Genomic DNA, 23,821 nt, shown 5'->3' with positions numbered 1-23,821 from the left:
GTTATCTCGGATTATTGTTTGGGAATGTGTTAAGAATCCGCCAAAAAGTTTATACCTGCACACATCAATAGATTTAATTGTTCGCCAGGCCCATGTTAATCGCACTCATGGAACTCATAGCACACAACCACCCGGTATTTGCCGTCCCATCGGAGCTGGTATAGATGATCATATTCGGGATTGAACTGGAGCATCCTGAATTTCAAGAGGATTATCTTCGAGATCTTGATGAAGCTATAGAAGAACAGGGATATCCGACGTGTAATTCTAACTTGATGTATGCCCTGACGGGATCCTTGTTTCTTCAAGAAGAAGCAGATAAGAAGGGTCTTGAGCGATTCTCAAGCCAAATACAAGAGTATATCCAAGAGCTAATGGAGCCTATTGAAGAATTACACGAAGAAAAAGAAAATATTAACCAATATTCTGAGGAAGCCATTTCGATTACTGAAACAAGCCATATCTTCCAAGAAGCAGTTGGGAGCTTTCAACAGGCAGATAGTCAGATTGTACACGGTGGTGATATTGCCAACAGCTATATTGAGGGAACTGATTATCATGAGACCCTCGGTGCTTTGGCAGGCTTTGAATCGTGGTACAGTGATGAAATAGAGTCAATTCTCGATAATTCCAGTAATGAACCGGTTATTGACGGTGCCTTACGAACCTACACACACGAGGAATACAAGCAGGTGGCAATTTTTAATGGTCTAAGAGAGCTTGTCTACCGCCGGTTGAAAGAGGCTTCTTTTGAGCCTGAGGAGATGGCTGCCCCTTAGTTAATCTTGGAGAATCTTTGTTAGGGGTCTATCTGTACCTGCTTTCCTTGACTTGACGAAAAACCATCTTTATTCCCGATGTATAATGTGCTTGAGTGGGCTCCGAGTTGCTGCCAGTCTGTTTTGACTTCGTTTCTACTTTGACTGAATTTCCAGCCGTGTGTTTGGATGGGATTATTGTGGTGGGGTGGATCACGGTGTGCCTGTCCTGCTACTTGAAAAGTTGCATCCATAACATCTGGGATGTCAAAGAATCGAATATGCCACTGGTGACTGGGAAAGACACTCTTTGATTTCCCAGCTTGATCCTTCTGTTTTTGTAGGCCGATTCCATTAGATAGGTTTGTTATAATGTAACGTGTTCCAGTTACTGCAGGATTCTTAGTAGCAAACCCTGACCATCCATTATTTTTCATCTGATTGCCTATATTTTGTGGTGACACGCTATTGTTATTTTTCCAGCCGGTGTTTATCGGCGATTTAAGTTCGAGCAGTGAATCTGGATCTAGATCATCCTGCGATTTTCCTTTCTCATTACTGTAAGCAAACAAAGGCCCGCTGTAACTGGATCTATTAGCATTATTGGTTACGTTACTGTTCTTTGAACGAATCTTCTTTTCAAAGTCAGCAAAGAAACGTATAGTGTCGACCGGTAACTTACCGGAGCTAATCCTTACCAACAACGTTCCTTGGCTTGATGCTTGTTTTTGGAACTGTTCCGAAAGTAAAAAGTCAGCAGCACTATACGGAACATCTTCCTTTTCTAAAACTTGTCGGATGTCCGTATCTATCTCTACTCTGTCCCCTTTTTGCAGGTACTGGATTGCCTTATTGTCCACTTCATGAAAACCTTCGATCTCTGAATCTATAGAAATAGGATCTTCTTCAGAATGAAACGCATATTGTCCAAACTTCTCGTATAACTCAGAACTTAGGAAACAAGTCTCTCTATTAAAGAAATCTTGTTCTTCTTCACGGTAGATCCACTCCAAAATAGTTCCTTGCGTCTTGGGAAGATCAATTTGACCTTCTTCATCCATTATTGTTTGTGAATAACCGACAGAACACAACTTAAAGCTGACTATTTCAATAACCGAACGTCTCAACATCTGGATTCCAAGAGAAAGATGGTCTTCAGCTAAACCTGTATTTGTAGTCTCTATTCTATTTCTGTGATCTCACATGAAGGACAAGTCTGGACATGAGGACTCGAACGATCCTATCGCTGCTTGGGAGGCTTTATTATTGCCTGACTGGCGGTGGGAGGCACTGGAAAAAGAGGGCGACGATCTCTATTACGGCCGGGTGAAGTCTCCGAAGACGTATGACCGGTGGGAGTACGGATACTTTACGCAGGAACAACTGGAGGAGGCCGGAGCCTACCGTGTCGACGTAGATATCGGAAGCGGTGAAGACCTGTTCCCGGACGGCGGAGAGATTGAAGACATCGTCGGCATCTACGAAACCGAGTTAGAAGCACTTCTCGGAGGTGATTCAGAATACAACGAGAAATAGACGACCTCATAGAAGAATACGTTGAGGAGAAACAGTACGTAGAGGAAGAAAAACCGTACTGGATGAACCTTACCGGCGGCACCTCTTTCTCCGGCCCTCTCCGATTCGAACTGGAGAACTACTTCCCCGATGCACACTACAAACAAGCCATAGACCAAGCCTTCAGGAAAGAAGCAGAAGAAGTGTTGACCGACGGAGGCAGCCGGACACAGTACTACTGGAGCGGAGAAAACGGCGTCGTCTACCACACAGAATCCGGAGAAGAAATCGTCGACCCATTCTTCAACTCCATCGAAGAAGCAGAAAACTACCTCGAAAGCCTCGCAGACAAACACAGCAAAGAACGCTACGACGGACTAGTACTCCGAAAATCAGGGAACACAAAAGTCGAAGAAGCAACCGAGGTGTTGACAGAACAGGCAGGATTGACTGACTGGTGAGGAAAAAGTAGGTTACAGAAGGCTCGAAAGGTCCCTTTTGTCTTTTTCTGAGAATTTGTAGTTGTCTTTCTGTCGAAGACCTCTGATAATATCGTCCAACTCGGATTGTGTTTCGATTACGTCTTTGTATACTGCTGCTTCGATCAGTAGTTTCAAATCCCAGGCCTCGACTTCGCGTTGAGATGCAATCTCTCCGACGTGACCGTCATCTGTGATTAGCCGCTGGCCGCGGCTTTCGGAGACCGCGATACATTCCGCGTCAGTGAAAGACAGTGAAGTATCGACTATTTCTTCTGCCAGTTCTAGTTCAGTATCTGAAAGAGATTTTATTTGAAGCCAGCCACCGTTGTAGCTCTTTACTTCGTCTATCTTCGAGACAAATCCGTATCCAGCTACTTCATCGCTGTGAAGTTCTTTAACTACTGATGGAACAGTAACCGGTTCCTCAAATAGCTGATTTAGAATTTCAAGCCGGTCGATCTTAGCAAGTGAACTGAGGATATTATTGTCGACAACAGCCATAGGATCACAGATTGTTTAATTGATCTTTTCGCTCGTCTTCTGATAGAAAACCGGGTTCGCGGTCTACGTTGTGGTCTGATAGAACGTCTTTGAATTCTTCAGGACTCATGCCTGCGATCTCAGCTGCTCTGTTCAAACTGACTGTCCCTGTTTTGAACTGTTCCACCGCTAGTTCGACACGGAGTTCCGGGTGTTCTTTTAGGAAGCTTCGCAGTGCTTCGTTCAGGAATTCTTCCCGTGAAGAGAACTGTCCTTTCTCCCAGAGGATGTCGATACTCTCTTCAACATCAATCATAGCTCATGGTAACCTCTTAGATGAATTTGAGTGTGGAAGCTATAAAACACTATGGCTGCATATTGCCGCAGCCTGTTTTGAAGACCTCTTCCAAGCGAATACCGGTGTTAAGATGGAATGTTAGAGCTTCCTGCAACAAATATGCTGTATAATGAATAGTGATAAGGAACGGATTTTGAGGTTGGCAAAGCAGAACAATCTTCTTGATGACTCAGAGCTTCAAAAGTTGGTGTATGCTGCCGGGTTATCTGAAAACCAGCATGTCACCAAACTTGCGGGAAAGGCGGTGCTTGATAGTTCCTTACAGTATTGGCAACATCCGTTCGACTCTCCGAATGTGTCCGGGAACGTAGAAATCGGTGAGACGTTTAGGAATCAGCCGTTCTACCTTCCTCAGGAAGACCTCACGAAGCATCTCTTGGCTGTCGGCCAGTCTGGTTCCGGTAAGACTACTTTGTTCTACGGTTTGATGAGTGAGGTTGATAAGCCGTTCTGGGCTTTCGATCTTAAACAGGATTACCGGCATATCGATGTTCTTGTGTTGCCGTGGACAGAGCTCAGGTTCAACCCTCTAAAGCCACCAAAAGATGTTCCGCCGAGGAGGTGGGCTCAGGTTTTCTCTGAGGTGTTCGGCCACGCCACGGCTCTTCTCAGCGGGTCGAAGAACTACTTGTTGAAGAAGATTGTTGAGCTCTACCGGTTGTACAACTTGTTTCAGGAGGTTTCTGCTCCTTACCCGTCTCTGCATGAACTGGAGTTGTTGATAAAATCTGAGGGAGTGAACTATGTTCGGAAGCAGGCGGATTACCGTGACACCTTGCTCAACCGGCTTGAAGCCATGAACCTTGTTGCCGGTACTGTCTTCGACTGTAGCACAGGCTACTCCATCCCGGAACTACTACATCGAGATATCGTCTTCGAGTTTGACGGTCTTTCCAGGGATGTACAGAACTTTCTCATGGAGATCTTGTTCGCATATGTCTACGAGTACAGACTAGCTCAGAACCATAGGAACCAGGGACTCAACCACGTCTTCTTTCTCGACGAGGGGAAACGAGTATTCTCTGTCTACAAGGAGCGTCAGGACGCCGCGGGAATCCCGGAGATTGACGAACTTACCGCCAAGATGAGAGAGTTTGGCGAAGGTTTAGTCGTCGCAGACCAGGAGGCATCCAAATTGACTGACTCGATCAAGGCCAATACCTACACCAAACTTCTGCTGCCTACGGCCGGAAGGAAGCAGTTCCAAGCCATGACCGAGGCGATGAACCTGTCTGAGAGGCAGGCAGAGTTCGCACAAGAGCTTGAAACCGGGGAAGCAGTTGTCCAGGTCGGTAACCGTACTCCAGTCCCAGTGAAACTCAGAAACTACACAGTAGAGAAAGACGTCACAGACCGGAAACTCGAACAAAAGCAGAGAAACAAATGGGAAAACCTGAGCCACGAACCAAGGAAGACCACCCGGAAATTCGACCAGAAGATCGCACCGGGAAGAACCGAAGAACAACCGGAGAAAGAAGTCCTCGACGACCCAAACCGGATAGACCTCTCCAACAACGCAAACCGGCTCCTCAAAGACATAATCGAAAACCCGTTCAAGCCTCTCACCGAACGCTACCAGCGTTTCTCAAGCAGCTACAAAGGAAACAAAGCCAAGAACGAACTTGTCGACCAGAGCATAGCAGTAGAGAGAAAAGTCAAGAACGGGGAAAACAGGAAACTCCTCCAACTCACAGAGAAAGGCCGGAGCTACGCAGAAAACACTCTAGATCTGGATACGAAACACCAAGGCCGAGGTGGAATCATCCACAGGTACTGGCAGCACTTCATTAGAGACGCATTCGAAGAAGCAGGTTGGCACGCATTCCTTGAAAAGTTCGAAGCCGACATCTACGTCAACATGGGAAACACCGAGTTAGCAATCGAAGTAGCGATGGGAGACAACCCAAGAGAAATCAAACACGTAGAGAAGCACCTCGAAAGAGGATTCATACTCTGGATCACCTGCCGAAACAAGGAGATACAGGAAGGACTGAAACAGAGAATAGAAGAACAAGGCATAGACACAGATCAACTAGTATTTAGACTGCTTCGGGACTTTCAAAAGTCTGAGAACCTCCCCTGACAGCTAGTTCAACGGTTTCAGGATATCGGAAAGTAACGAGGGTTGAAACAGTTCTATGAGATTTAAAATCTGAATTACGTTACATGGAAGAGCAGGATTTTCTTGAGCTTTCAAACGAAGAACAGCAGCAACTGAAAGAATACAATCAATCTGTTGCGGACAAAGAGGAAGCGAAAGCCACCCACGAGAACAAGAAAGGCCGAAGAATCCTGTATGAAAGAGCACCAGAAGAAACACTTCCTTTCATCATCTACTGCATCTTCGTATCAGCCAACGCTCTAATCGGCACCTTTCTCCTGATCTCCCAACAAGCCAGCCAAATCTTTCTACTCCCAATTCTAATCGCAATGCTCGCACCACTCCTTGCACTACCAAAACTCCCGTTCTTCGGAATAATTTCCTGGTTCAAGGATTATCTCAGGAATCTTTTCAATCGATGAAACTCTCCACGGTGTAGAGAAACGAATCCAAGGAGAAAAATTATGAATGTAGCCTATGATGAATATATCATGGGGAAACACGACAGAGCAGTTCGGTCGCTTATCAAAGGAACCCAGAATCAGAGCAGTGTTGATACTACAAAGGCAGATAACGTCGGAAAATATCCCGATCCTGATCCAATCAGCGGCGAAGTCCCCGATATTGTATTTCAATTTACGAACGGACACACAACTATTGTTGAAGTCGATACTCGACCAATGAGTGACCACGATGAAAAACAAGACGAGACATTTCGCAGATCTGCTAGTCAACGGACAGCCACTAGTTACGAACACTACTTTGCCTCAGACGTAGTATAACACCTTCTTCAGTAATATCTAAGCTATCTCCATTTTTTCGGTTTGTATTCGCCGTCTCGAAATGCTCGTCTAGTTTTTGGTTTCATTGGGATAGCCATATGCTCTAATTGTTCTACGTCTGTAGAATCCAAACGATTATTGACTTCCCGACACAGCAGCTCAGATACTAAATGGTCAAGATCCTCCGCTCTCTCAACTGAGGCGGTCTCCATATCGTGTACAATATCGTTGCGTTTGCTACGGTGCCGATCTAACTCTGAATAAATCCCATTATCTATAATATCTGCAACTTCAGCTAGTTCAAGTATATGGCTAATAAACCAGTGCGATCCATCAAAAATACTCTCCCGTCGATCGCGGTTCACATTATGTTCATCCCGGAGATCGCGTTCAGTTATCATCTCGACGAATTGCTCGACCACCGTCCAATTCAACAAGAAGGAAGCGGTATATTCATCATCTAAGAAATGTGTGTGGGCTTGTAGATGAAGATCAATCAACTCATGTAGATCGGATTCGCCATATATGTCCTCAGTAACCTGTAGTAGATATCCGAGCCGTTCTGACGAGATCAACCCTCTTTCATGGTCAGCTGGTCGAGACTCTCCGGAAAGCAATTGATTCCTTCCTGACGGGGTTGATAACTCAGCATGGTGATTTTTGAATCCCTCTGAGCCGATTTTACCTGAAATGAATTCTCGAGGTTGAAGTGATCTCCATTGGAATCGCTGTCCTATGGTTCCTATTCCTAATACTGTATTTAGAATCTCTAAAACTGTATCAGCGTCATTCTTTTGTCCTTCATTATCTCCATTTGACGAGTCTGCAGGCACTTCTATTGTAAGTGCCAACAACCCATCTCTAAATGCTATAAAGTCTCTTCCCAGGATCTCATCCTCATATACTATCTCATTTTCTCGGAATTGTGGATCCCAGACTTTCTCAGCAAATGTTCTCTCTGGAGGGTTATCTATCCATACAGCAGGATAAATAAAGCCACCTCCAGCCGGTTTTGGGCTCTCTTCCTCTTTTTCACCCGAGTCCTCTGACGATTCATCTATTTGTTTCACCTCCCCATTTTCATCATCTTCGGTGTTTTGAGTGCTTGTGTTATTCGACGTATCTATATCTACTACGTTCCCTGTCAGAATACGATACGAGCCTTGCGGCCACAGACGGCCTTGATCCAAAAATCCTAGTCCAGGCGAAGACAGATCGCTGAATATGGATTGTTCTAGTCTCCCAGTTAATTTTGAGATAAGGCTTGCCAATACGTCCGCCCTTTGTGGGTCTCGGCCTGGCGGAGTTTTGAAATCTTGTGGGGGTACCTTCTGCTGCCATCTTTCTTCTTCACTTATCTCCGCGACTTTCTCAATAAAATGCTCCCCCGAGTACGGCCCGTTTACAACAACGTCTTTATCTGGACGGTCGCGGTCTCTGGTAACAAATATTAGCTGGCCTTCAAGAGGTTCATCAATCCAGAAAACCTCCACCTGACAGGGCGAACTGTAGTCCTGAACCGTGTGAAAAGAAGCTTGTTCTTCACTTCTACGGCTTTTGATGAAGGATACCCACCAATCTTCAATCTCCTTTTCCGAACCTGCCATATCCCTTCTAATGGAAAAGTGGCCTTAAGTTCTTTTCACGCTTCTGACTGAGCCACTGAATTCCCCGATATCACTACTTCGTATGGTGGCTTTGTCTTATCCCCTATATTTTAAAGATTTCTAGACCATACTTTTCTTAACAAACCAAACGAAGGAAGGAAAGAGTCAAAGCAACTCAGTAAAGACTCTAGAACCGTTCATTCCACGGCCAGAGAGTCCAATCTACGAACGGTTCAATGGACACCAAGCGAGGCCGGGTGCAAAAGAAAGACGAGAAGCGATTTACCCGGTCAAGTGAACCCGGCGTTCGATGGATCGACCATCATTCGAACCTCAGTGTCTCCCGTCCTTCCTTCTCTCTAATTTCCGTGAACCACCAGTATGACCACAACCGAATACATCGATGTATCTAAAGCTCTTCAAAATCTGGAGGACGAAGTCTCGCAGGAGAACTTCGAGGCGGTACGGGATTTGATCAACCACGCTGCCGCAGAAGGTATCGGTGAGAGCCAGCAGCAACGCCACATATACGCATGGAAGACTGTACTCAACAAGTTCGCACCGGAAAACTTCCGAATACGGGGTGCTTCTGAGGAAGAGCTAAAGAATCTTGTCGCGGAGCTTAACCGGAGTGACTACGCTGAGTCTACAAAGCACAAGTTCCGAAGTGCGATCAATAAATTTTACACAGTTGAGAATCGGGGGCAGGCACCGGAGAAAATCAAGTTCTTCTCTGTTCACAAGAACAACAAGCCGACGTCTGTCTCACGGGAAGACCTGTTCACTGACGGTGAACTGAAGCAGTTGCTCAGGAACTTCACCAGCACCCGAGATAGGGCATTTACCTACGTTCTCTACGAGTCTGCTGCCCGGCCCGGAGAACTCCTCTCACGGAACATCGGGGATTTCACAACCAACGAGAAGGGTGATTTCATCTTCTTAGAGGGAGCAAAAGGTACACCGGACAGGACGAACCAGCTTGTCCGTTCTGGGCGTCCGCTTCGTGAATGGATTGCCTCTCATCCGCTTGGCGGAGAACCAGGCGATATCGAAGCTCCGAACGCTCCACTCTGGGTGAAGACAGAACAGCAAGCCTGTAAGACTTGTGGAGAGATACCTCACCATCACGATGATTCCTGTAGTTATGAGCCAGACCTTGCGGATCGGATGAAGTATGATGGTTTCAGGAGACGATTCAAAGATGCTTGTGAGCGAGCGGATATCCCAGAGAATAAGCGGAGGCCGTATAATCTGCGGCACACCCGTTTAACCGAGGTTGCAACGTTCATGGGATACGAGCAGTTGAACAAGTTCGCTGGCTGGAAACCAGGATCAGATAGGGCAAAGGTCTACGTCCACCTCAACAACGACGACGTCAACAAAGCTATTAGAGAAAAGTATGGACTAAGCACCGGAGAAAAGCAGGATCAAAGCCAAGACTGTCCGTTCTGCGGGACGAAAAACCAGTCGACGTATTCCGAGTGCCGGAACTGCGGTCGTCCCCTCAGCCTAGAACAGGAAACAAACCGGGAGGAGAAGCAGGAAGTATTGGAACGCTTGGCCGAACTTGATGAGAAAGGTGTCTTGGAGAAACTGGAGAAGATTGATGGATAGAGACTCTCCCGGCTAATTGGTTCAGGCAATCGAAGGTCAGCCAATCAACCGGTATTTCCTGATTCAACTACCATCTCTTTTCATGAAACGACTATCCGCAGGGTTGCTTCATGAAGCCGAGGAACTGTTGGAGAAGGTTGATTCTTGGAGTGATGAAGAGCTTGAGGAGTTACCGAAGCTGTACAGGGAGAAGGCAAGGGAATACCAGGGTCTTACGCAGAGCGGTGAGGAATAACCTGTTTCCCTCTTCCTTTTCAAATACCTGAGTTGTGGAGTACTTCGAATACGGAAATAAAGATCTCGACGTTGAAGAATTCTTGAAGCAGTCTCACGACCGGCAGGAGCTACGGCTGGAAGAAGAGTTGAACCGGATTGAACAGCAGTTAGAGGAGCGAGAAGCGATTTTCGAGCAACACAGGGAGGACTTGGAGTCCAAGCTGGACTGGTACCTGGAACGCCTTGAGAAAGCATACAAACTGACCGGCAACGTCGATGAACTGAAGCAGAAAGTAACGGAGTTCTACAACCTTCTACGCGAAGAACGAGTCCAACACTGGAGAGACAAACAGGAACTGGAGAAAGAGAGAAGAGAACTTCTTCGGGAACTCAACGAATTGGAGGAAACCGACCTCACCCAGCTACTCTGAATACAATAGTTTCTTACAAAAAGTTAAAAATATCTGATACAGAAAAGTTGCTAAAGGTGGACAACTTCTATCACTGAGAAAAATATCGATGAAATAATCGAAGAAAAAGTCCGGAAAAGGCTTAGAGAGCAACTGGATGAAGAAGTAGAGAGAAGAGTCGAGGAACGACTCAACGACCGAGTCGAACAAGAAGTAGAGAAAAAAGTAGAGGAACGGATAGAAGAGAAAGCCAAGCAACAACTAGACTCCTCCAACGAATTGTCACGAAGAGACTTCTTGAAGAAGATGGGTACAGGTGCGGCAGGTCTTGGAGCGTTAGCGATGCTGCCCAGTACTTCTGCGTTTAACATCCGATCAAATAATCCTTTAGAATACTATAACAGTAGCTCACAGGAAAACCCGAACTTTTCGGTAGACACAACCGGAAAAATAGATGCAGAACAAGCAAACCTAACCGAATTAATAGCGGACCGTGTAAAAGCCAGTAACGAACTACAAATACCTACTAAATCAACAAAAACTACAGACAACAACCAACAAATCTGGCTAGACAAATCCAACCAACAACTCAAAACACGATACAACAACACAACATACAAAACCAACCTAATCTCTACCGCGATACCCGAGAGCGGGATCGCTCGATACACACTTGATAATGGTGATACGTCATCGGGAACCGCTATTGACGTATGGGGAGATAATGACGGCACAATCAACGGCCCAACAACTGGAGTGAGCGGGGCAAATCAGACCTATTCGACAAACGAAGCGTATTCGTTTGACGGGGTAGATGACAACGTTGAAATATTCTCTGACAGCGGATTTGGGGAGATCACGGATACGTTTGCACTTGCACTTTGGATTAACCCCGATGACTCCAACAGCACGTCCGAATCAAGCAACGACCGAGTGTATTCTGCTTCTGCAAAAATACTGCTTCGTTGGCACGCGGCCCAAGATCAGTTCTTCATTTTTGACAGTACGGGGACGAAATATGATGTCGGATTTAGCGGATCGTATGCCGCTGGATCGTGGAATCATATTGTCGCACAATATGATGGGTCAGACCTGGAATTATATGTTGATTCAACGCTTGACAACTCCAATAATATTGGATCAATCTCACTGGATGATTCAGGACAGACATCATTTGGAGCGACAGGAGCTGGCGGAGAAGCATATAACGGAGATATAGACGACTTGAGGCTATATGACCGGGGGTTGACAAGCACAGAGATATCTAATCTGTATAATACGGGACGGATAAGCGGATGAGTCACTTGGTGTCCGTGTATATTATGTTGGTTTGTTGAGTTGTATTTCTCGTGTTTTCCCTTTTCTACCTCCGTAATGGTATTTTGCTTCGATAAGGTTCAGATGTTCCAGTTGTTTCAGGAAGTCGCTGATCCTCCGATCTGACAGAGTCTCTCCATCTTGCCTCGAAGCATTCTTCCGATATCTCTGGTATATGTCTCCAGCCTGTACAACATGGTCTCCCTCTTTTGAGAGTTCTTTTAGGGCTTGGTACAGTGTTCTGTGGTGTTGTGATAGGTGCTGAAGCTTGGTTTCAGTATAGAGTTCGAAAGCTTCTTCCTTGATTTCTTGGACGAGATCTTCCGTCACTGTGTCTTCTGCTTTTTGAGCCGCAGTTCGAAGCCAGGTTAATGCGATCTCTATGTTTTGTGTTGTGGAGGCGATATAAGTTACTGCGTTTCTATGTACTGACCGGCTCTCCAGGCTTTTCCATGCTCTGTCTGCCAGTATCTCGTATATTTGTTCTCCGGTGTATGGTTCGAACTGTATCTGCCGGGGCTGGAAGGAGCTGTATGTCCGTGGCTCCAGTTCTTCGCTTAGGTCTTCGGTGTTTGACGTGATTGCTGTAATCGTCGGTGTATTCTCCAGTCTTGAGAGATAGTAGATTAGGTCGTCGCCGTCGTTCAAGAGCAGAAAGTCGAGTTCGTCTAGAACGATTGTAGTATCCAGTGCTTGTTTTTCGATTCTTCGCTGGAGTTCGGAAGTATGGTATCCTGACTTTACCTCGGCTTGAGACAACTGGGATAGGATTTGCTGTAGGGCCTTGTACTGTGTGTCGTGTTTCAGGCAGTTGATGTAGCAAGTCCTGGTTTCTGCCTCCCCTATTGCTTTCTTTACAAGATGTGTTTTTCCTGTTCCCCTGGGGCCGTGGACATGCAGGTTTCTCACTTCCAAATTTTTGTGGAGAAGCTGCTGTTCTTGTTCTCTGTCGATGATTTTCTCAGGTAGATGACTTTGTTTTAGCGGCGTCACGTCTTCGATTACGGTCATATAGAGATACTTCGACTGAAGGAGTTACACTGGTTGAGTTGAACCGGGTTTCATTTGAAAAGTCTGGCCAGCCCAACTCTGATATATATATATTGTTCAAGTGAAACACGGTCAGTGGGAACGGCAATCAAACAACACCAACACAAATAGTTCCACGAGGGGGGGAGAATCCAGTGTTCGACAAGTCGAAAGCTTCGAAAGGCGTACTCAGGTCTGAAACCTATCTAAACACCGGTTACCAACCGGAAAAACCGATCGGACGAGACAACAAGATTGAAAGAATCGCCAACGCAGTCAGACCGCTTACACAAAGAAAACAACCGGAAAACCTGTTAGTACACGGCCCAGCAGGCGTAGGCAAAACCACCTGCGTCAAACACGTATTCAACCAGTTAGAAAACGAGACCTCAGCCCGGTCAATCTACATCAACTGCTGGAAGTACAACACACGATCCTCACTACTAACCCAGCTACTAATCGAACTCGGATACCCGGCACCCCGAAAAGGAAAACCGGTCGACGAACTCCTCTCCAAAATCAGGGAATGGCTGGACAAGAAACGCAACGTCGCACTCGCACTAGACGAATTCGACCAACTAGACCAACGCACAGAAATCATCTACGACCTCCAAACACTCAACGAAGAAGCCGAAAACCAAGTCGGCATCATCATGGTCTCCAACCACCACCCATCCAAACTCAAACTCGACCCCAGAAGCAGAAGCCGGTTAAACTGCCAAACACTCCAATTCCAGCCCTACAACCAAGACCAACTCAAAAACATCCTCAAAAAACGAGTAGAACAAGCATTCAGACCCGGAACAGCACCAGAAAAAGTAATCAAAGAGATCGCAGAAACAGTAGCCGAAAACAGCGGAGACTGCAGACAAGCAATAGAAACCCTGCTAAGAGCAGGAAGACGAGCAGATCAGGAAAATACCGGCAAAGTAAAGCTTGAACACCTGTAATCAGACACAGCAAATATTCGTCGTCAAAAAATGTAAAAAGAAATAGACAAAAACCGTATCATAGACGAAGGAGAGGTGTCAGTCAATCGCAGACCAAAATATTCAAGAGGAAGATATTGAGGAAATAATTGAACAGAAAGTCGAGGAACGGCTTGAAGAAAAAGTCAAAGAAGAAGCCATCAAACAGAAAACAGTTACTGAAGAAGAAACTTCTGACGACATTTCCCGAAGAGAATTCCTAAAGAAAACAGGTCTCGGAGCTGCAGGATTCGGAGTGTTAGCGATGCTGCCTTCTGCATCAGCATTCAACATCAGAACCTCAAACCCTTTACAGTACTTCGGAAACGACCAAAACAACCCCAACTTCTCAGTAAGCCCAGATGGAACACTAAAGGCAGACTCAATCAGTGCAGACACTTCACTGAACATCCCCGAAGTAACTGACGATAGCAACACAGACGGTAATCTTTGGATACGGAGTGACCTGTGATGGGTGGGGCACAACGTTACAACCGCTGGTATCTCATGTCTGCAGAAACTGACCGCATCAAAGAAACAAGATAAAATCATGGTAAACACCTATACATCAAGTTGGAATTTCGCTCAAGAGTACGACAGCACTTACCACACTCCCAAAGATATGGTGGGTAGCAACACAGAAATTGTCATTTCTAATGTTCAGATTCAGTGGCAAGGTTCTGACGCTCAAAAGACAGAAACATATACTAATTCATATACTGGTGAGGGATACGGGCCAGACACAATTTCCGCAGGAGGCTACGAATCAGTAGACACTGAAAGGGGGAAGGGGATGCCTGATGTTTCTTATTTTGACCACTGGGACGTGAGTGCGTCTGTTGACTATACTGGGAGTGGTAGTGTTTCGGGAACTCACTTTTTCTGGTCAGGCGGGTCGTCGGATAGTATAGAAACAGAAACATTTGAAACAGATGGTAGTCTATATCACTATGCTAACGGACTAACACCTGAAAATGCACCTATCGCTGGCGACTTTGACGATAGAATGCATTACCGAGTTGAACCAGATTCGGATTTTCAGTTTAACAACTTTGAGATAGAAGTAACTGCTGTCGGATACGATGATTATACTGCACATACAAAAAATCCAGAAGTACAGGGGGATGTTTCTGCAAGTGTTAATGGCACACTCTATGACGGAGAAACATCATCGTGGACATCTCTTAGTGGTCTACAACCAAATCAACAAAATGAATTTGACCACCGCTACTTTGAGGGTAGCGAAGAACTATACTACCGCATCAAATTCGACTGGGAGATTGCTCTATCTCCACCCACAAACCTCCAAATCACAGACGCTTCAACAGAAGATAAACTGACACTTGATTGGGACACATCAGGCACGAATGCTTCAGGTTACTACGTCTATCGCGCCGAATCGAACGGGTCCACAAAAGGAGACTACACGCAAGTCGCTGACGTATCATCACCGCCATACACAGACGCGGGCCTCGAAGACGGCGAGAAATACTACTACAGGGTGAGTAGTCACGACTGATGGCTGAATCAGACCTCTCTGCGGAAGTTAATGCGACGACGGTTCTTCCATCTGCATCAGATGTCACTGCCTCGTACGCATCTGGTAGTATCTCGCTCTCGTGGACGAACAACGACGACTCATCAGACGGTGGGATCGACGTGGAACGGTCGTCAGACGGCGGAGCAACGTGGTCGGATGTCATAACAGGACTCGCTCCAAGCACGACGAGTTACGATGACTCCTCGGTGACTGCTGGAGAGTCGTATCAGTATCGGATCGAGCGCAACACAGACCACGCGACAGCAACATCGTCGCAGTCTGGGACAATCCAGACGCTCAATCAGATTGGGACGGCACGGATCGATAAGGCAGGCACAACGCTCGATGTCCCCGTCTATTCGACAGACACAGTGAGTGAGACGTGGCTTCGGGTCGAATTATCCGATGGGACTGTTGGTGCGTTGCGACCAGTCGCAAAGAGTGGTGAGCCACTCAGAGCAGAAAAGGACGGGACAGTGCACGGCATCGAAACCAAACAGTCCTGAGGTGTAGTGATTGGTGGTTTCCAGATTAAAGCATGATGGAATAATATTTCTTTAGTGTCTAATAAATGAGATTAGTCTGATGTCGAAAGTCTCGGTGAGTGTTGAGAAACACTGGAACAATTGCTAAGTGCTGAGAGAAAAAGGGAAAAATAAGGCCCGTTTGGAGAATATTTGAATCACAACAGATTAGTATTATCTCTCAGGCCGATAGACTGCTTGCCCGGTGTTTCAAGGGGATGCACGATAATACTAAGGTGGCGAAGAGACCGGCCAACACCGGAAAAAACAGGAAACTCCAAGACACAACCGTGACCCAGAAACCACTGAGAAAACCTGTTGCCTGACGACGGACAAAACGCCGTTTCCAGGCCACGGAACATGTCAACGTCTTGGTAAGGACGAGACCCCGGATTCAAATTCCGGCCTAGGCTTTTCCAAGCGACAAACCCGGAGCGTCAGCGACGGGTACGGAGCGCGTGAAACGCCGAACACGGAATTTGAATTACGGCAGACACGCGCAACGGAGTGAGCATGTCTGGCATCGGATTCAAATTCCGGCCTAGGCTCTTCTCGGAGACTGATTGCGAGCGGCGCGTCTCGTCGCGCCGCGTCCCGTGTCGACGTGCGAGACTGACGCGCCGGACATTCCACCCGGTCTTATTTGCCAGACCGCTTTCTAGTGCGGATATGGCATCCCTCGACGAGACTGACATCGACATTCTGCGGCTTCTCAGTCACGATGCTCGCCGGACGATTACCGACATCGCCGAGGAAGTGGACCTGTCAGGGCCCGCCGTCGCTGACCGCATCGACCGGCTACAGGACGCGGGGGTCATCAACCGATTCACCGTCGATATCGACCGGACACAGCTCGGCGCTGGCGCGCAGATTTTCGTCCAACTCGACCCCGGCGATTCCTTCGATCGGCTCCGGGCTCGTCTCGACGAGTCCGACGCGGTCGAACACGTGATGGTCACCGCCGACGGGGAACTGTGGTTCAACGCACGGGCAGCGGTGCACAACGTTCACCCGTGGCTTCGTGGCCTGCTGGAGCCAGCCGAAAACCCAGAATACAGCGTGACGCTTCTCGACGAGATCGAGTGGCAGCCGTCACTCGACGGGACGGAGTTTGCGCTCACCTGTGCGGAGTGCGGGAACACTGTCGATAGCGAGGGCGAATCCGAGTGGATCGACGACCAGATGTACCATTTCTGCTGTGCCACGTGCCACCGTCAGTTCAAAGACCAGTTGAATCAGCTCAAAGAGGGTGTCTGAGCGGCTCGAAGCGGTCTATCTGAGCGATTTGTATTTCTAATTCACACTCCTGAAAGTTTGCATTTCTAGTGAAAACCGCATTAGTTTCTCATCCCGTTTGTCTAACCGTAATGTTCGAAAGTCATCTACACGACGATATCAGTTCGAACTGGAACGAACCCCGAAACCACTCTCTCACCGTAAGACAGAGGGTGGTGCCATGGTAGCACAGCCACAGTTCGGTCGGACCGTGGCAACGGCTGGCTTGATGGCGCTGTTCATGAGTCTCACCATCGCGCTGGCCCTGCGAGCGCTGTTCGACGGCGTCGGTCCGGGGTTCGTGGGCGATTGGCTGCGGACGGCCGCGATTGCGTTTGTCGTCGCGTGGCCTGCTGCGGTCGTGTTTTTCCCGGTCGTGAACGGCCTCGTCGACCGTCTCCCACTGCCAGACGAACAAACGCGTCAGGATACACCAGATAGCACGTGATCAGGCGGTGTCGACACCGGTTATCTCGAACCGTGCGCCGCCTGCGTCACTCGTCTCGACGGTGATATCCCAGCCGTGTGCGTCGACGATCTCCTTGACGATCGCGAGACCGAAGCCGGTGTTGTCCGGAACCGTCGAGTACGACGATTCGAACACCTCGTCTCGGATCTCTTCGGGGATGCCGGGACCGTCGTCAGCGACGTAGAACCCGTCTTCGAGGGCTCCGACCGTGACTGTCACACTGTCACCGCCGTGATCGACCGCGTTCCGGACGAGATTTTCGAGGAGTTGCCGCACTCGGCTCCGGTCGGCCACGATGCGCTGGTCAGTGTCGACGTGTAGCGTCGCCTCGTTCGTTGCGACGACGGCCCAACTCCGTTTGAGTACCTCCGAGACGCTGAATGTTTCCGTTTCAGCGACACTCTGTCCCTCACGGGCAAGCGTCAGCAGGTCGTCGACGAGTGTCTGACACCGATCGAGTGCGGTCTCGGCCTTCGTGAGTTCCTCACTCTCACACTCCTGTTTGGCCAGTTGCAGACGCCCCTCGACCATGTTCAGGGGGTTTCGGAGGTCGTGGCTGACGACGCTTGCGAACTGCTCTAGTCGTTCGTTCTGGCGCTTAATCTCCGCTTCGCGCTCGCGCTGTTCGGTGATGTCCTGCGTGATGTAGAGGCCGGATATCACCTCGCCCTCGTCGTCACGGATTGGGACCGACCGCAGCCTGTAGGTGCGGCCTTCGTAGGATAGCTCCGTCGTCTCTTCGTTTCCGGCCAGCGTCGCTTCCATGACCGGTTCGAGCATCTCGATCGTCTCCCGGGAGTACTGGTCAATCTCGTAAATCGTGTTTCCGATCAGGTCCTCGGGTGAGATATCGATCGGGTCGAACCCGGTTCCCGAGACGATCTGATACCGGAGATCCTCGTCGAACAGAAACACTGCTCCGTTCGGGAAGTGCTCCGCCAGCGCCCGATATCGGGCCTCGCTCGCTGCGAGGTCCCGTTCGCGCGCTTTCCGCGCGGTGATGTCGCGGCCTTCCGGAATCAGTGATGTCACCTCGCCTTGCTCGTTCGTGACCGGCCGAACCGAAAAGTCGATCACCGCTTCGCGGTCGGCACCCTGCACCTGAACTTCGTCGCGGAACATCTCACCCTGTCGTGCCTGTTCGATGCCCGCTCTGGCCGTCTCCCGGGCCTCGCTGGACTGAAACCAGTCGGTCTCCCAGAACGGCTGTCCGACGACCTCCTCACGGTCGAGACCACCGAACGAGAGTGCCGCATCGTTGACCTCGAGCACCGTCCCGTCTGGGTCGAGGAATCCGGTGGACTGATACGTGTTGTTGAACACGGCCTCGAACCGCCGTTGCTGGCGCTGGCGCTCGGTTATCTCCTGGAAGTAGAAGGCCACACCGCCCTCGTCAGTTGGATAGACCTGAATGTCGAACCATCCATCGAGGCCGGGGTAGTACTCCACCAGGGAGGTCGGTTCCCGGGTCTCCATCACCGCCCGATACTCGTCTTCGAACCGCGTGCCTCGGGCCTGTGAGAACACGTCCCAGAAATTTCGACCCAGCAGATCCTCCTCTCGCATGTCGTACAGCGTTTCGGCCTGGTCGTTGAGGAGGGTAAAATCCCAGTCGGAATCGACCTCGACGATGGCGTCGGTGACGCGTGAGATGATCTGTTCGCGCTTGCGTTCCTGCTCTTTTCGCTCGGTGATGTCACGGCTGATCGCCATGAACCGGTCCTCGCCCTCCAGGTCTAGCCGCAGGAGATGCACCTCGACGGGGAACGTCGACCCATCGCTTCGCTCGTACTCCCCCTCGAACTTCCGGCGTTCGTTCGTCTCGAAGTCACTGAGAATTTGGTCGACATCCGCAGCATCGACCGATCGATCGAGTTCCCAGATTGGCGTCCCGATGATCTCCGCTTTCTCGTAGCCGAGTTCCGTACAGAACCGGTCGTTCACGTCGAGCAGTCGCCCCTCGGTGTCGAGGACGTCGATAAGGTCGGGCGAGTTCTCGTAGAGCGCTTCGATCCGGGCCGTCGTCTCTTCGAGTTGTCCGCGCTGGCGCTCCTGCTCGGTGATATTCCGTCCCTCGGGAACGAGCAGTGTCACCTCACCGTGTTCGTCGGTCACGGGTCGGACGGAAAAATCGATCACCGCCTCGCCGTCCGCTCCTCGAACTCGGACGTTTTTCCGGTAGAGGTCACCGGCGCTGGCCTGTTCGACGGCCTCGCGGGCGGTCTCACGGGCTTCGTTGGAGTGGAACCAGTACGTTTCCCAGAGCGGTCTGCCGACCACGTCCTCGCGGTCCAGTGCGCCAAAGGAGAGGGCGGTCTCGTTTACCTCAACGACTGTTCCGTCGGGTTCGAGCAGTCCCGAAAACGTGTGCGCGTTGTTGAACACGGCCTCGAATCGGCGCTGGCGCTCCTCCCGTTCGGTCACGTTTTGAAACTGCGAGAAGATGCCGACGACGGTTCCGTCCTCGTCGGTCACGACTCGGTTGTGCCACTCGCAGATGATTCGCTCACCGTCCTTGCGGACGTTCTCGTTGATACTGTGATAGCCGCCCCCGTCTTCGAGTAGGTCTCCCACGATATCGCCGACTGCAGTGCGGTCCGATTCCGGGACGATTGCCTCCCACGATTGCCCGAGCAGTTCGCTCTCCTCGTAGCCGAGAATCTCCTCGGCGGCGTCGTTCAGGCGGGCGAAGTTGAACGCCTCGTCCCAGCGAATTACGCCGAAGGGTGACTGCTCGACGAACAGGTCAAGCCGCTGACGGCTAGCCTCTAGTTCCTGCTCTGTGCGCTCCTGCTCGATAGCATTTCGTATCCGATTTGCGAGCAGGTCGTACTGCTGTGTTCCACTTTGCTTTTGCAGGTAGTCGGTCGCCCCGGCACGGAGCGCGTCCCGTGCAACCGCCTCACTCCCTTTGCCCGTGAACAAAATGAATGGGAGATCAGCGTACTCGTCTCGGATGGCTTCGAGCAGTTCGACCCCGTTCATATCGGGGAGAGAATAGTCGCTGACGATACAGTCGATTTCACCACCCATCTCCCGCAATCGATCCCGCGCGTCAGCGCCTCGGCTCGCCTCGACCAGTTCGAACTGGTCACGCTCCTGCCGAAGAAACGTGGCCGTCATATCCCGAAACGCCGGGTCGTCGTCGACGTGGAGAACCCGAATCGGGTCACTCATCGCAGTACTGTAGGGGTAGCAACGGAATAGGGCTTCTGGCAGAGTGAGGTTATTCCTCTGTGTGTCGCGGGACAGAGAGACGAACCGTGGTGCCACGCGGTTCCGACTCGGTCACCGAGAACTCGCCGCCGACGCGGCTGACGACCCAGTACATGAACCAGATTCCGAGGCGGTCGGCGTGATGCAACGACGTTTCCCCGGTTCGGAGCACACTCAGTTCCTGATCGGGGATCCCCGGGCCGTTGTCTTCGATTTCGACATCGATCCAGTCCGCACCACGACCGTTGACGCGTATCTCGACCGCCGGTTCGAGGCTGTCGTTGTGACGGACTGCGTTTTCGACAGCCTCCTCGATGGCAGCGATGAACCCGGGAACGTCGATGTAGTACGTATCCGCGTCAGAGTACGTCAGATTGATCTCGGTATCCGGGAACCGGTCTTTGAACGCACTGATGAGCTGTTCCAGTCGTTCGGTCAGTTCGAGTGGCTCAGTCGACTCGTTGTCTGGAAACGCCTGTTCGATCCGCCGAACAGAGTCTGCAAGCCCAATAAGATCCGCCGCCGCGGACTCGATTTTTGTGAGTGACTCCGGCGGCTCCTTCTCGTACTCTCGCTTGAGCAAGGAGACGTGCCCCTCGATCACGTTCATCTTGTTCCGGAGGTTGTGACTGAGAACGCGCTTGAGCACCTCCAGACGGCGTTCTCGGATCTTTCGCTCGGTGATCTCCATCTGGAAGCCGACGAAGCTCGTGACTGTGCCCTCCTCGTCGTGGACGGGAGCGATGTCCAATCGGTTCCAGAACTTCTGCCCGTTTTTCCGGTAATTCAGAATGTCGACCGAGACCGGGCGACACTCGTCGACTGCCTCGCGTATCGTCGCACGCGTCTCGGGGTCGGTTTCCTCGCCCTGCAGGAACCGACAGTTCTCCCCGATCACGTCGCTGTGTCCAGTGAGCGTCTCGAACCGGCTGTTGGCGTAGATCATCGGGTTGTCCTCGCGGTCCGGGTCGGTGATCGTGATGCCGACGGGCGCCTCGTCCATCGCTCGCTCTTTCAGTTCGAGGTCTGCGACCGTCTGTTCGAGTTGCGCTTCGCGCTCGGCAAGTTCGGCAGCGGTTCGCCGTCGCTCGACGAGGTTGCTGATCCGCGAGAGCAGGTCGGCCTTCTTCGTCGGCAGTTCGATGACGTCGTCGACGTACTCCCGTGCGTCCCTGATTGCGCTGTCGGTGGTATCCTCTCCAACGAGCAGGACGAACGGCAAGAAGACTGGATCCGACGTGTCGCGCTTCGATTGGACGGTGCCCGCAACTCTGTTGAACTGATTCTGGTCGAAGACACAGCAGTCGAACCCGGTTTCGAGCGTCTTTACGTCGGTCGTGGTCCGAACCTCGTATCGCTCGCCCAGCGTCTCTAGCAGCAGGTCTCGGTTCCGCCCGGCGTCCATGAACAGCAGCACTCGTGGCACGTCACCGACGGTGATGCTGTCAGCGGCGTCCGTCTCTGGACGGTTCCGGGACGAATCCGAAGACACACTCTCTCCGTTCGGTGTGTTGCCTCTTAGTTGTAAGGTTCTTTTATATGGATCGCCACGCAAACACGGACAAGCCATGTCACAGGCGCTGTCCGATCGACTTTCGACTGGGATTGATGGATTGAACGAAATTCTACGGGGCGGCCTGATTCCGGAGCGGAGCTACATGCTCAGGGGACGAGCAGGCAGCGGAAAGACGATCCTCGGGTTGCACGTGCTGCAGGAGGGGGTTAGAGCGGACGAAACGGCTCTGTTTATCAATCTAGAGGAAGATCTCGACGATCTGAAGGCGAACGCTGCTGCGCTCGGGTTCGACACCGACGCAATCGAGTTTCTCGATCTGAGTCCGACTGCGGACGTGTTCGTCGAAGATCAGTCCTACGATGTCTTCGATGCATCTGAAGTCGAACAGGGCCCGCTCACCGACGAGATAGTCGAAACGGTCACCGAAGTCGACCCAGATCGGGTGGTAGTCGACCCGCTGACGCAGTTTCGCTATCTCACCTCCGGGGACTATCAGTTCCGGAAACAGATCGTCGGGTTCATGCGGTTTCTCAAACAGCAAGGCGCGACGGTTCTCTTTACCGTGCAGGACACCGAAGACCGACCGACGGACGACATCGAGTTCATCACCGACGGCACGATTCTGCTCGGGGACGCCGCCTACGGACAGACGATCCGTGTCCCCAAATTCCGAGGGTCGTCGACCCAGAGCGGCGAGCACGCGTACCGGATCACCGACAGCGGCCTCGAGGTCTACCCGGCACTGGACCCAAGTCAACACGAGGGTGACTTTTCGGCCGAACACATCTCCGCTGGCGTGCCCGAGATTGACGAACTGCTGAACGGCGGCCTCTCGCGGGGCACAGTCAGCATCATCAGTGGCCCGACCGGGGTCGGGAAGACGACGCTCGGAACGCAGTTCATGAAAGAGGCTGCAGGGCGTGGGGAGCGGTCCGTGATCTACCTGTTCGAGGAGAACGCGAAGACCTTCCTGAACCGGTCGAGAGCCGTCAACATCCCCGTCGACGACATGCTCGAACGGGGGACGCTACAGATCCAGGAGGTCGACGCGCTGGAACGCTCGCCACAGGAGTTCGGGCGGATGGTTCGGACAGAGGTGGAAGAAAACGGCACAGAGATCGTCATGGTCGACGGGATTGCGGGATACCGACTGACCCTCCGCGGTGAGAACGACACGATGCTCGAACGAATGCACGCGCTGGGCCGATATCTCAACAACATGGGCGTGACGACGATCCTCGTCGACGAGACGAAAAACATCACCGGACAGTTCAACGCGACCCAGGAGAACATCAGCTATCTGGCCGACAACATCGTCTTCCTCCGCCATCTGGAAATAAACGGGGAACTCCGGAAAGCAATCGGCGTGTTGAAAAAGCGCACGAGCGACTTCGAGCGGACGCTTCGGGAGTACGAGATCACCGGTCACGGGATCAAAGTCGGTGAACCACTCACCGGGATGCGTGGACTCTTGAGCGGCACGCCAGAGATGATAGACCAGCAGTCCGGCACAGACTCGACGGATTCGTCCTGATACTGCTGGCTGTACGTTCGTACAGATATTCGCCACCCGAGGTGGCGAATTCGTTCAAAATGGTACAGCCAGCAGTATGAGCGATCCGGAGCGGACGCTGGATGTGTTCG

At 50.7% G+C, this 23,821-nt stretch carries 23 protein-coding genes; 16 read left to right on the top strand and 7 right to left on the bottom strand.

What is annotated here, in order from left to right:
• Positions 1 to 164 precede the first annotated feature (164 nt).
• A complete protein-coding gene (locus ACMGFL_RS11780) occupies positions 165 to 779 on the top strand; it encodes a hypothetical protein (protein ID WP_436935732.1) in 615 nt (204 codons plus the stop codon).
• A 20-nt stretch (positions 780 to 799) separates the two neighbouring features.
• On the opposite strand, the gene ACMGFL_RS11775 is transcribed toward ACMGFL_RS11780, so the two are convergent.
• Entirely contained in the window at positions 800 to 1,819 is a 1,020-nt protein-coding gene (locus ACMGFL_RS11775) for a hypothetical protein (protein ID WP_436935731.1), read from the bottom strand.
• Positions 1,820 to 1,961: 142 nt separating this feature from the next.
• Here ACMGFL_RS11775 and ACMGFL_RS11770 point away from each other — a divergent pair, with 142 nt between their 5' ends.
• Positions 1,962 to 2,294 carry a hypothetical protein gene (locus ACMGFL_RS11770; protein WP_436935730.1) on the top strand — a complete coding sequence of 111 codons (333 nt, stop codon included), beginning with the start codon at positions 1,962 to 1,964 and terminating at the stop codon, positions 2,292 to 2,294.
• A 62-nt stretch (positions 2,295 to 2,356) separates the two neighbouring features.
• The gene (locus ACMGFL_RS11765; protein ID WP_436935729.1) at positions 2,357 to 2,734 is read left to right on the top strand and encodes a hypothetical protein; all 378 of its coding nucleotides are present in this window, start codon (positions 2,357 to 2,359) and stop codon (positions 2,732 to 2,734) included.
• 12 nt (positions 2,735 to 2,746) lie between these two features.
• Here ACMGFL_RS11765 and ACMGFL_RS11760 read toward each other — a convergent pair whose 3' ends face one another.
• Positions 2,747 to 3,256 (bottom strand): PIN domain-containing protein, encoded by a 510-nt coding sequence (locus ACMGFL_RS11760; protein ID WP_436935728.1) that lies wholly within the window; start codon positions 3,254 to 3,256, stop codon positions 2,747 to 2,749.
• A 4-nt stretch (positions 3,257 to 3,260) separates the two neighbouring features.
• Positions 3,261 to 3,551, bottom strand: coding sequence for a UPF0175 family protein (locus ACMGFL_RS11755; protein WP_436935727.1), 291 nt, complete (start codon positions 3,549 to 3,551; stop codon positions 3,261 to 3,263).
• A gap of 181 nt (positions 3,552 to 3,732) precedes the next feature.
• Between ACMGFL_RS11755 and ACMGFL_RS11750 the strand changes: the two genes are divergently transcribed.
• Entirely contained in the window at positions 3,733 to 5,676 is a 1,944-nt protein-coding gene (locus ACMGFL_RS11750; protein ID WP_436935726.1) for an ATP-binding protein, read from the top strand.
• 83 nt (positions 5,677 to 5,759) lie between these two features.
• Positions 5,760 to 6,116, top strand: a complete 357-nt coding sequence (locus ACMGFL_RS11745; RefSeq protein ID WP_436935725.1) for a hypothetical protein — start codon at positions 5,760 to 5,762, stop codon at positions 6,114 to 6,116.
• Between the two features lie 383 nt (positions 6,117 to 6,499).
• Here ACMGFL_RS11745 and ACMGFL_RS11740 read toward each other — a convergent pair whose 3' ends face one another.
• Positions 6,500 to 8,083 (bottom strand): hypothetical protein, encoded by a 1,584-nt coding sequence (locus tag ACMGFL_RS11740; protein WP_436935724.1) that lies wholly within the window; start codon positions 8,081 to 8,083, stop codon positions 6,500 to 6,502.
• Positions 8,084 to 8,464: 381 nt separating this feature from the next.
• On the opposite strand from ACMGFL_RS11740, the gene ACMGFL_RS11735 reads away from it, so the two are divergent.
• From ACMGFL_RS11735 to ACMGFL_RS11720, 4 genes are all read left to right on the top strand, one after another.
• Positions 8,465 to 9,697 (top strand): tyrosine-type recombinase/integrase, encoded by a 1,233-nt coding sequence (locus ACMGFL_RS11735; RefSeq protein ID WP_436935723.1) that lies wholly within the window; start codon positions 8,465 to 8,467, stop codon positions 9,695 to 9,697.
• Positions 9,698 to 9,779: 82 nt separating this feature from the next.
• The gene (locus tag ACMGFL_RS11730) at positions 9,780 to 9,932 is read left to right on the top strand and encodes a hypothetical protein (RefSeq protein ID WP_436935722.1); all 153 of its coding nucleotides are present in this window, start codon (positions 9,780 to 9,782) and stop codon (positions 9,930 to 9,932) included.
• Positions 9,933 to 9,966: 34 nt separating this feature from the next.
• Positions 9,967 to 10,344, top strand: a complete 378-nt coding sequence (locus ACMGFL_RS11725; protein ID WP_436935721.1) for a DUF8104 domain-containing protein — start codon at positions 9,967 to 9,969, stop codon at positions 10,342 to 10,344.
• A 258-nt stretch (positions 10,345 to 10,602) separates the two neighbouring features.
• On the top strand, positions 10,603 to 11,622 hold the full coding sequence (locus ACMGFL_RS11720; protein WP_436935720.1) for a LamG-like jellyroll fold domain-containing protein: 1,020 nt from the start codon (positions 10,603 to 10,605) through the stop codon (positions 11,620 to 11,622).
• Positions 11,623 to 11,643: 21 nt separating this feature from the next.
• On the opposite strand, the gene ACMGFL_RS11715 is transcribed toward ACMGFL_RS11720, so the two are convergent.
• On the bottom strand, positions 11,644 to 12,651 hold the full coding sequence (locus ACMGFL_RS11715) for a Cdc6/Cdc18 family protein (protein WP_436935719.1): 1,008 nt from the start codon (positions 12,649 to 12,651) through the stop codon (positions 11,644 to 11,646).
• A 173-nt stretch (positions 12,652 to 12,824) separates the two neighbouring features.
• Here ACMGFL_RS11715 and ACMGFL_RS11710 point away from each other — a divergent pair, with 173 nt between their 5' ends.
• The 6 genes from ACMGFL_RS11710 (at position 12,825) to ACMGFL_RS11685 (ending at position 17,424) form a co-directional block, all read left to right on the top strand.
• The gene (locus ACMGFL_RS11710; RefSeq protein WP_436935718.1) at positions 12,825 to 13,619 is read left to right on the top strand and encodes a Cdc6/Cdc18 family protein; all 795 of its coding nucleotides are present in this window, start codon (positions 12,825 to 12,827) and stop codon (positions 13,617 to 13,619) included.
• A gap of 85 nt (positions 13,620 to 13,704) precedes the next feature.
• The gene (locus tag ACMGFL_RS11705) at positions 13,705 to 14,109 is read left to right on the top strand and encodes a twin-arginine translocation signal domain-containing protein (RefSeq protein WP_436936448.1); all 405 of its coding nucleotides are present in this window, start codon (positions 13,705 to 13,707) and stop codon (positions 14,107 to 14,109) included.
• Between the two features lie 3 nt (positions 14,110 to 14,112).
• Positions 14,113 to 15,156: a fibronectin type III domain-containing protein gene (locus ACMGFL_RS11700; protein WP_436935717.1), complete on the top strand. Its 1,044-nt coding sequence runs from the start codon at positions 14,113 to 14,115 to the stop codon at positions 15,154 to 15,156.
• Positions 15,156 to 15,683, top strand: a complete 528-nt coding sequence (locus tag ACMGFL_RS11695; protein WP_436935716.1) for a fibronectin type III domain-containing protein — start codon at positions 15,156 to 15,158, stop codon at positions 15,681 to 15,683. Before ACMGFL_RS11700 ends, ACMGFL_RS11695 begins: the two co-directional genes overlap by 1 nt.
• 687 nt (positions 15,684 to 16,370) lie before the next feature.
• The gene (locus ACMGFL_RS11690; RefSeq protein WP_436935715.1) at positions 16,371 to 16,958 is read left to right on the top strand and encodes a winged helix-turn-helix transcriptional regulator; all 588 of its coding nucleotides are present in this window, start codon (positions 16,371 to 16,373) and stop codon (positions 16,956 to 16,958) included.
• Positions 16,959 to 17,157: 199 nt separating this feature from the next.
• Positions 17,158 to 17,424 carry a DUF2798 domain-containing protein gene (locus ACMGFL_RS11685; protein WP_436935714.1) on the top strand — a complete coding sequence of 89 codons (267 nt, stop codon included), beginning with the start codon at positions 17,158 to 17,160 and terminating at the stop codon, positions 17,422 to 17,424.
• On the opposite strand, the gene ACMGFL_RS11680 is transcribed toward ACMGFL_RS11685, so the two are convergent.
• Positions 17,425 to 20,622, bottom strand: coding sequence for a PAS domain S-box protein (locus ACMGFL_RS11680; RefSeq protein ID WP_436935713.1), 3,198 nt, complete (start codon positions 20,620 to 20,622; stop codon positions 17,425 to 17,427).
• A gap of 49 nt (positions 20,623 to 20,671) precedes the next feature.
• On the bottom strand, positions 20,672 to 22,153 hold the full coding sequence (locus ACMGFL_RS11675) for a PAS domain-containing protein (protein ID WP_436935712.1): 1,482 nt from the start codon (positions 22,151 to 22,153) through the stop codon (positions 20,672 to 20,674).
• Between the two features lie 76 nt (positions 22,154 to 22,229).
• Here ACMGFL_RS11675 and ACMGFL_RS11670 point away from each other — a divergent pair, with 76 nt between their 5' ends.
• Entirely contained in the window at positions 22,230 to 23,711 is a 1,482-nt protein-coding gene (locus tag ACMGFL_RS11670) for an ATPase domain-containing protein (RefSeq protein ID WP_436935711.1), read from the top strand.
• Positions 23,712 to 23,821: the final 110 nt, after the last annotated feature.

Source organism: Halovenus marina (genome assembly GCF_051414115.1).
Lineage (GTDB): Archaea > Halobacteriota > Halobacteria > Halobacteriales > Haloarculaceae > Halovenus > Halovenus marina.
Note: the sequence above shows the minus strand (reverse complement) of the source record. Positions and strands in the feature narration are given on the sequence as shown.

What these genes read in the sequence shown, in the direction of transcription:
- ACMGFL_RS11780 (WP_436935732.1), top strand. Translation starts at nt 165, where the DNA reads ATGATCATATTCGGGATTGAACTGGAGCATCCTGAATTTCAAGAGGAT.
- ACMGFL_RS11775 (WP_436935731.1), bottom strand. Translation starts at nt 1,819, where the DNA reads ATGGATGAAGAAGGTCAAATTGATCTTCCCAAGACGCAAGGAACTATT.
- ACMGFL_RS11770 (WP_436935730.1), top strand. Translation starts at nt 1,962, where the DNA reads ATGAAGGACAAGTCTGGACATGAGGACTCGAACGATCCTATCGCTGCT.
- ACMGFL_RS11765 (WP_436935729.1), top strand. Translation starts at nt 2,357, where the DNA reads ATGAACCTTACCGGCGGCACCTCTTTCTCCGGCCCTCTCCGATTCGAA.
- ACMGFL_RS11760 (WP_436935728.1), bottom strand. Translation starts at nt 3,256, where the DNA reads ATGGCTGTTGTCGACAATAATATCCTCAGTTCACTTGCTAAGATCGAC.
- ACMGFL_RS11755 (WP_436935727.1), bottom strand. Translation starts at nt 3,551, where the DNA reads ATGATTGATGTTGAAGAGAGTATCGACATCCTCTGGGAGAAAGGACAG.
- ACMGFL_RS11745 (WP_436935725.1), top strand. Translation starts at nt 5,760, where the DNA reads ATGGAAGAGCAGGATTTTCTTGAGCTTTCAAACGAAGAACAGCAGCAA.
- ACMGFL_RS11740 (WP_436935724.1), bottom strand. Translation starts at nt 8,083, where the DNA reads ATGGCAGGTTCGGAAAAGGAGATTGAAGATTGGTGGGTATCCTTCATC.
- ACMGFL_RS11735 (WP_436935723.1), top strand. Translation starts at nt 8,465, where the DNA reads ATGACCACAACCGAATACATCGATGTATCTAAAGCTCTTCAAAATCTG.
- ACMGFL_RS11730 (WP_436935722.1), top strand. Translation starts at nt 9,780, where the DNA reads ATGAAACGACTATCCGCAGGGTTGCTTCATGAAGCCGAGGAACTGTTG.
- ACMGFL_RS11715 (WP_436935719.1), bottom strand. Translation starts at nt 12,651, where the DNA reads ATGACCGTAATCGAAGACGTGACGCCGCTAAAACAAAGTCATCTACCT.
- ACMGFL_RS11695 (WP_436935716.1), top strand. Translation starts at nt 15,156, where the DNA reads ATGGCTGAATCAGACCTCTCTGCGGAAGTTAATGCGACGACGGTTCTT.
- ACMGFL_RS11690 (WP_436935715.1), top strand. Translation starts at nt 16,371, where the DNA reads ATGGCATCCCTCGACGAGACTGACATCGACATTCTGCGGCTTCTCAGT.
- ACMGFL_RS11685 (WP_436935714.1), top strand. Translation starts at nt 17,158, where the DNA reads ATGGTAGCACAGCCACAGTTCGGTCGGACCGTGGCAACGGCTGGCTTG.
- ACMGFL_RS11680 (WP_436935713.1), bottom strand. Translation starts at nt 20,622, where the DNA reads ATGAGTGACCCGATTCGGGTTCTCCACGTCGACGACGACCCGGCGTTT.
- ACMGFL_RS11670 (WP_436935711.1), top strand. Translation starts at nt 22,230, where the DNA reads ATGTCACAGGCGCTGTCCGATCGACTTTCGACTGGGATTGATGGATTG.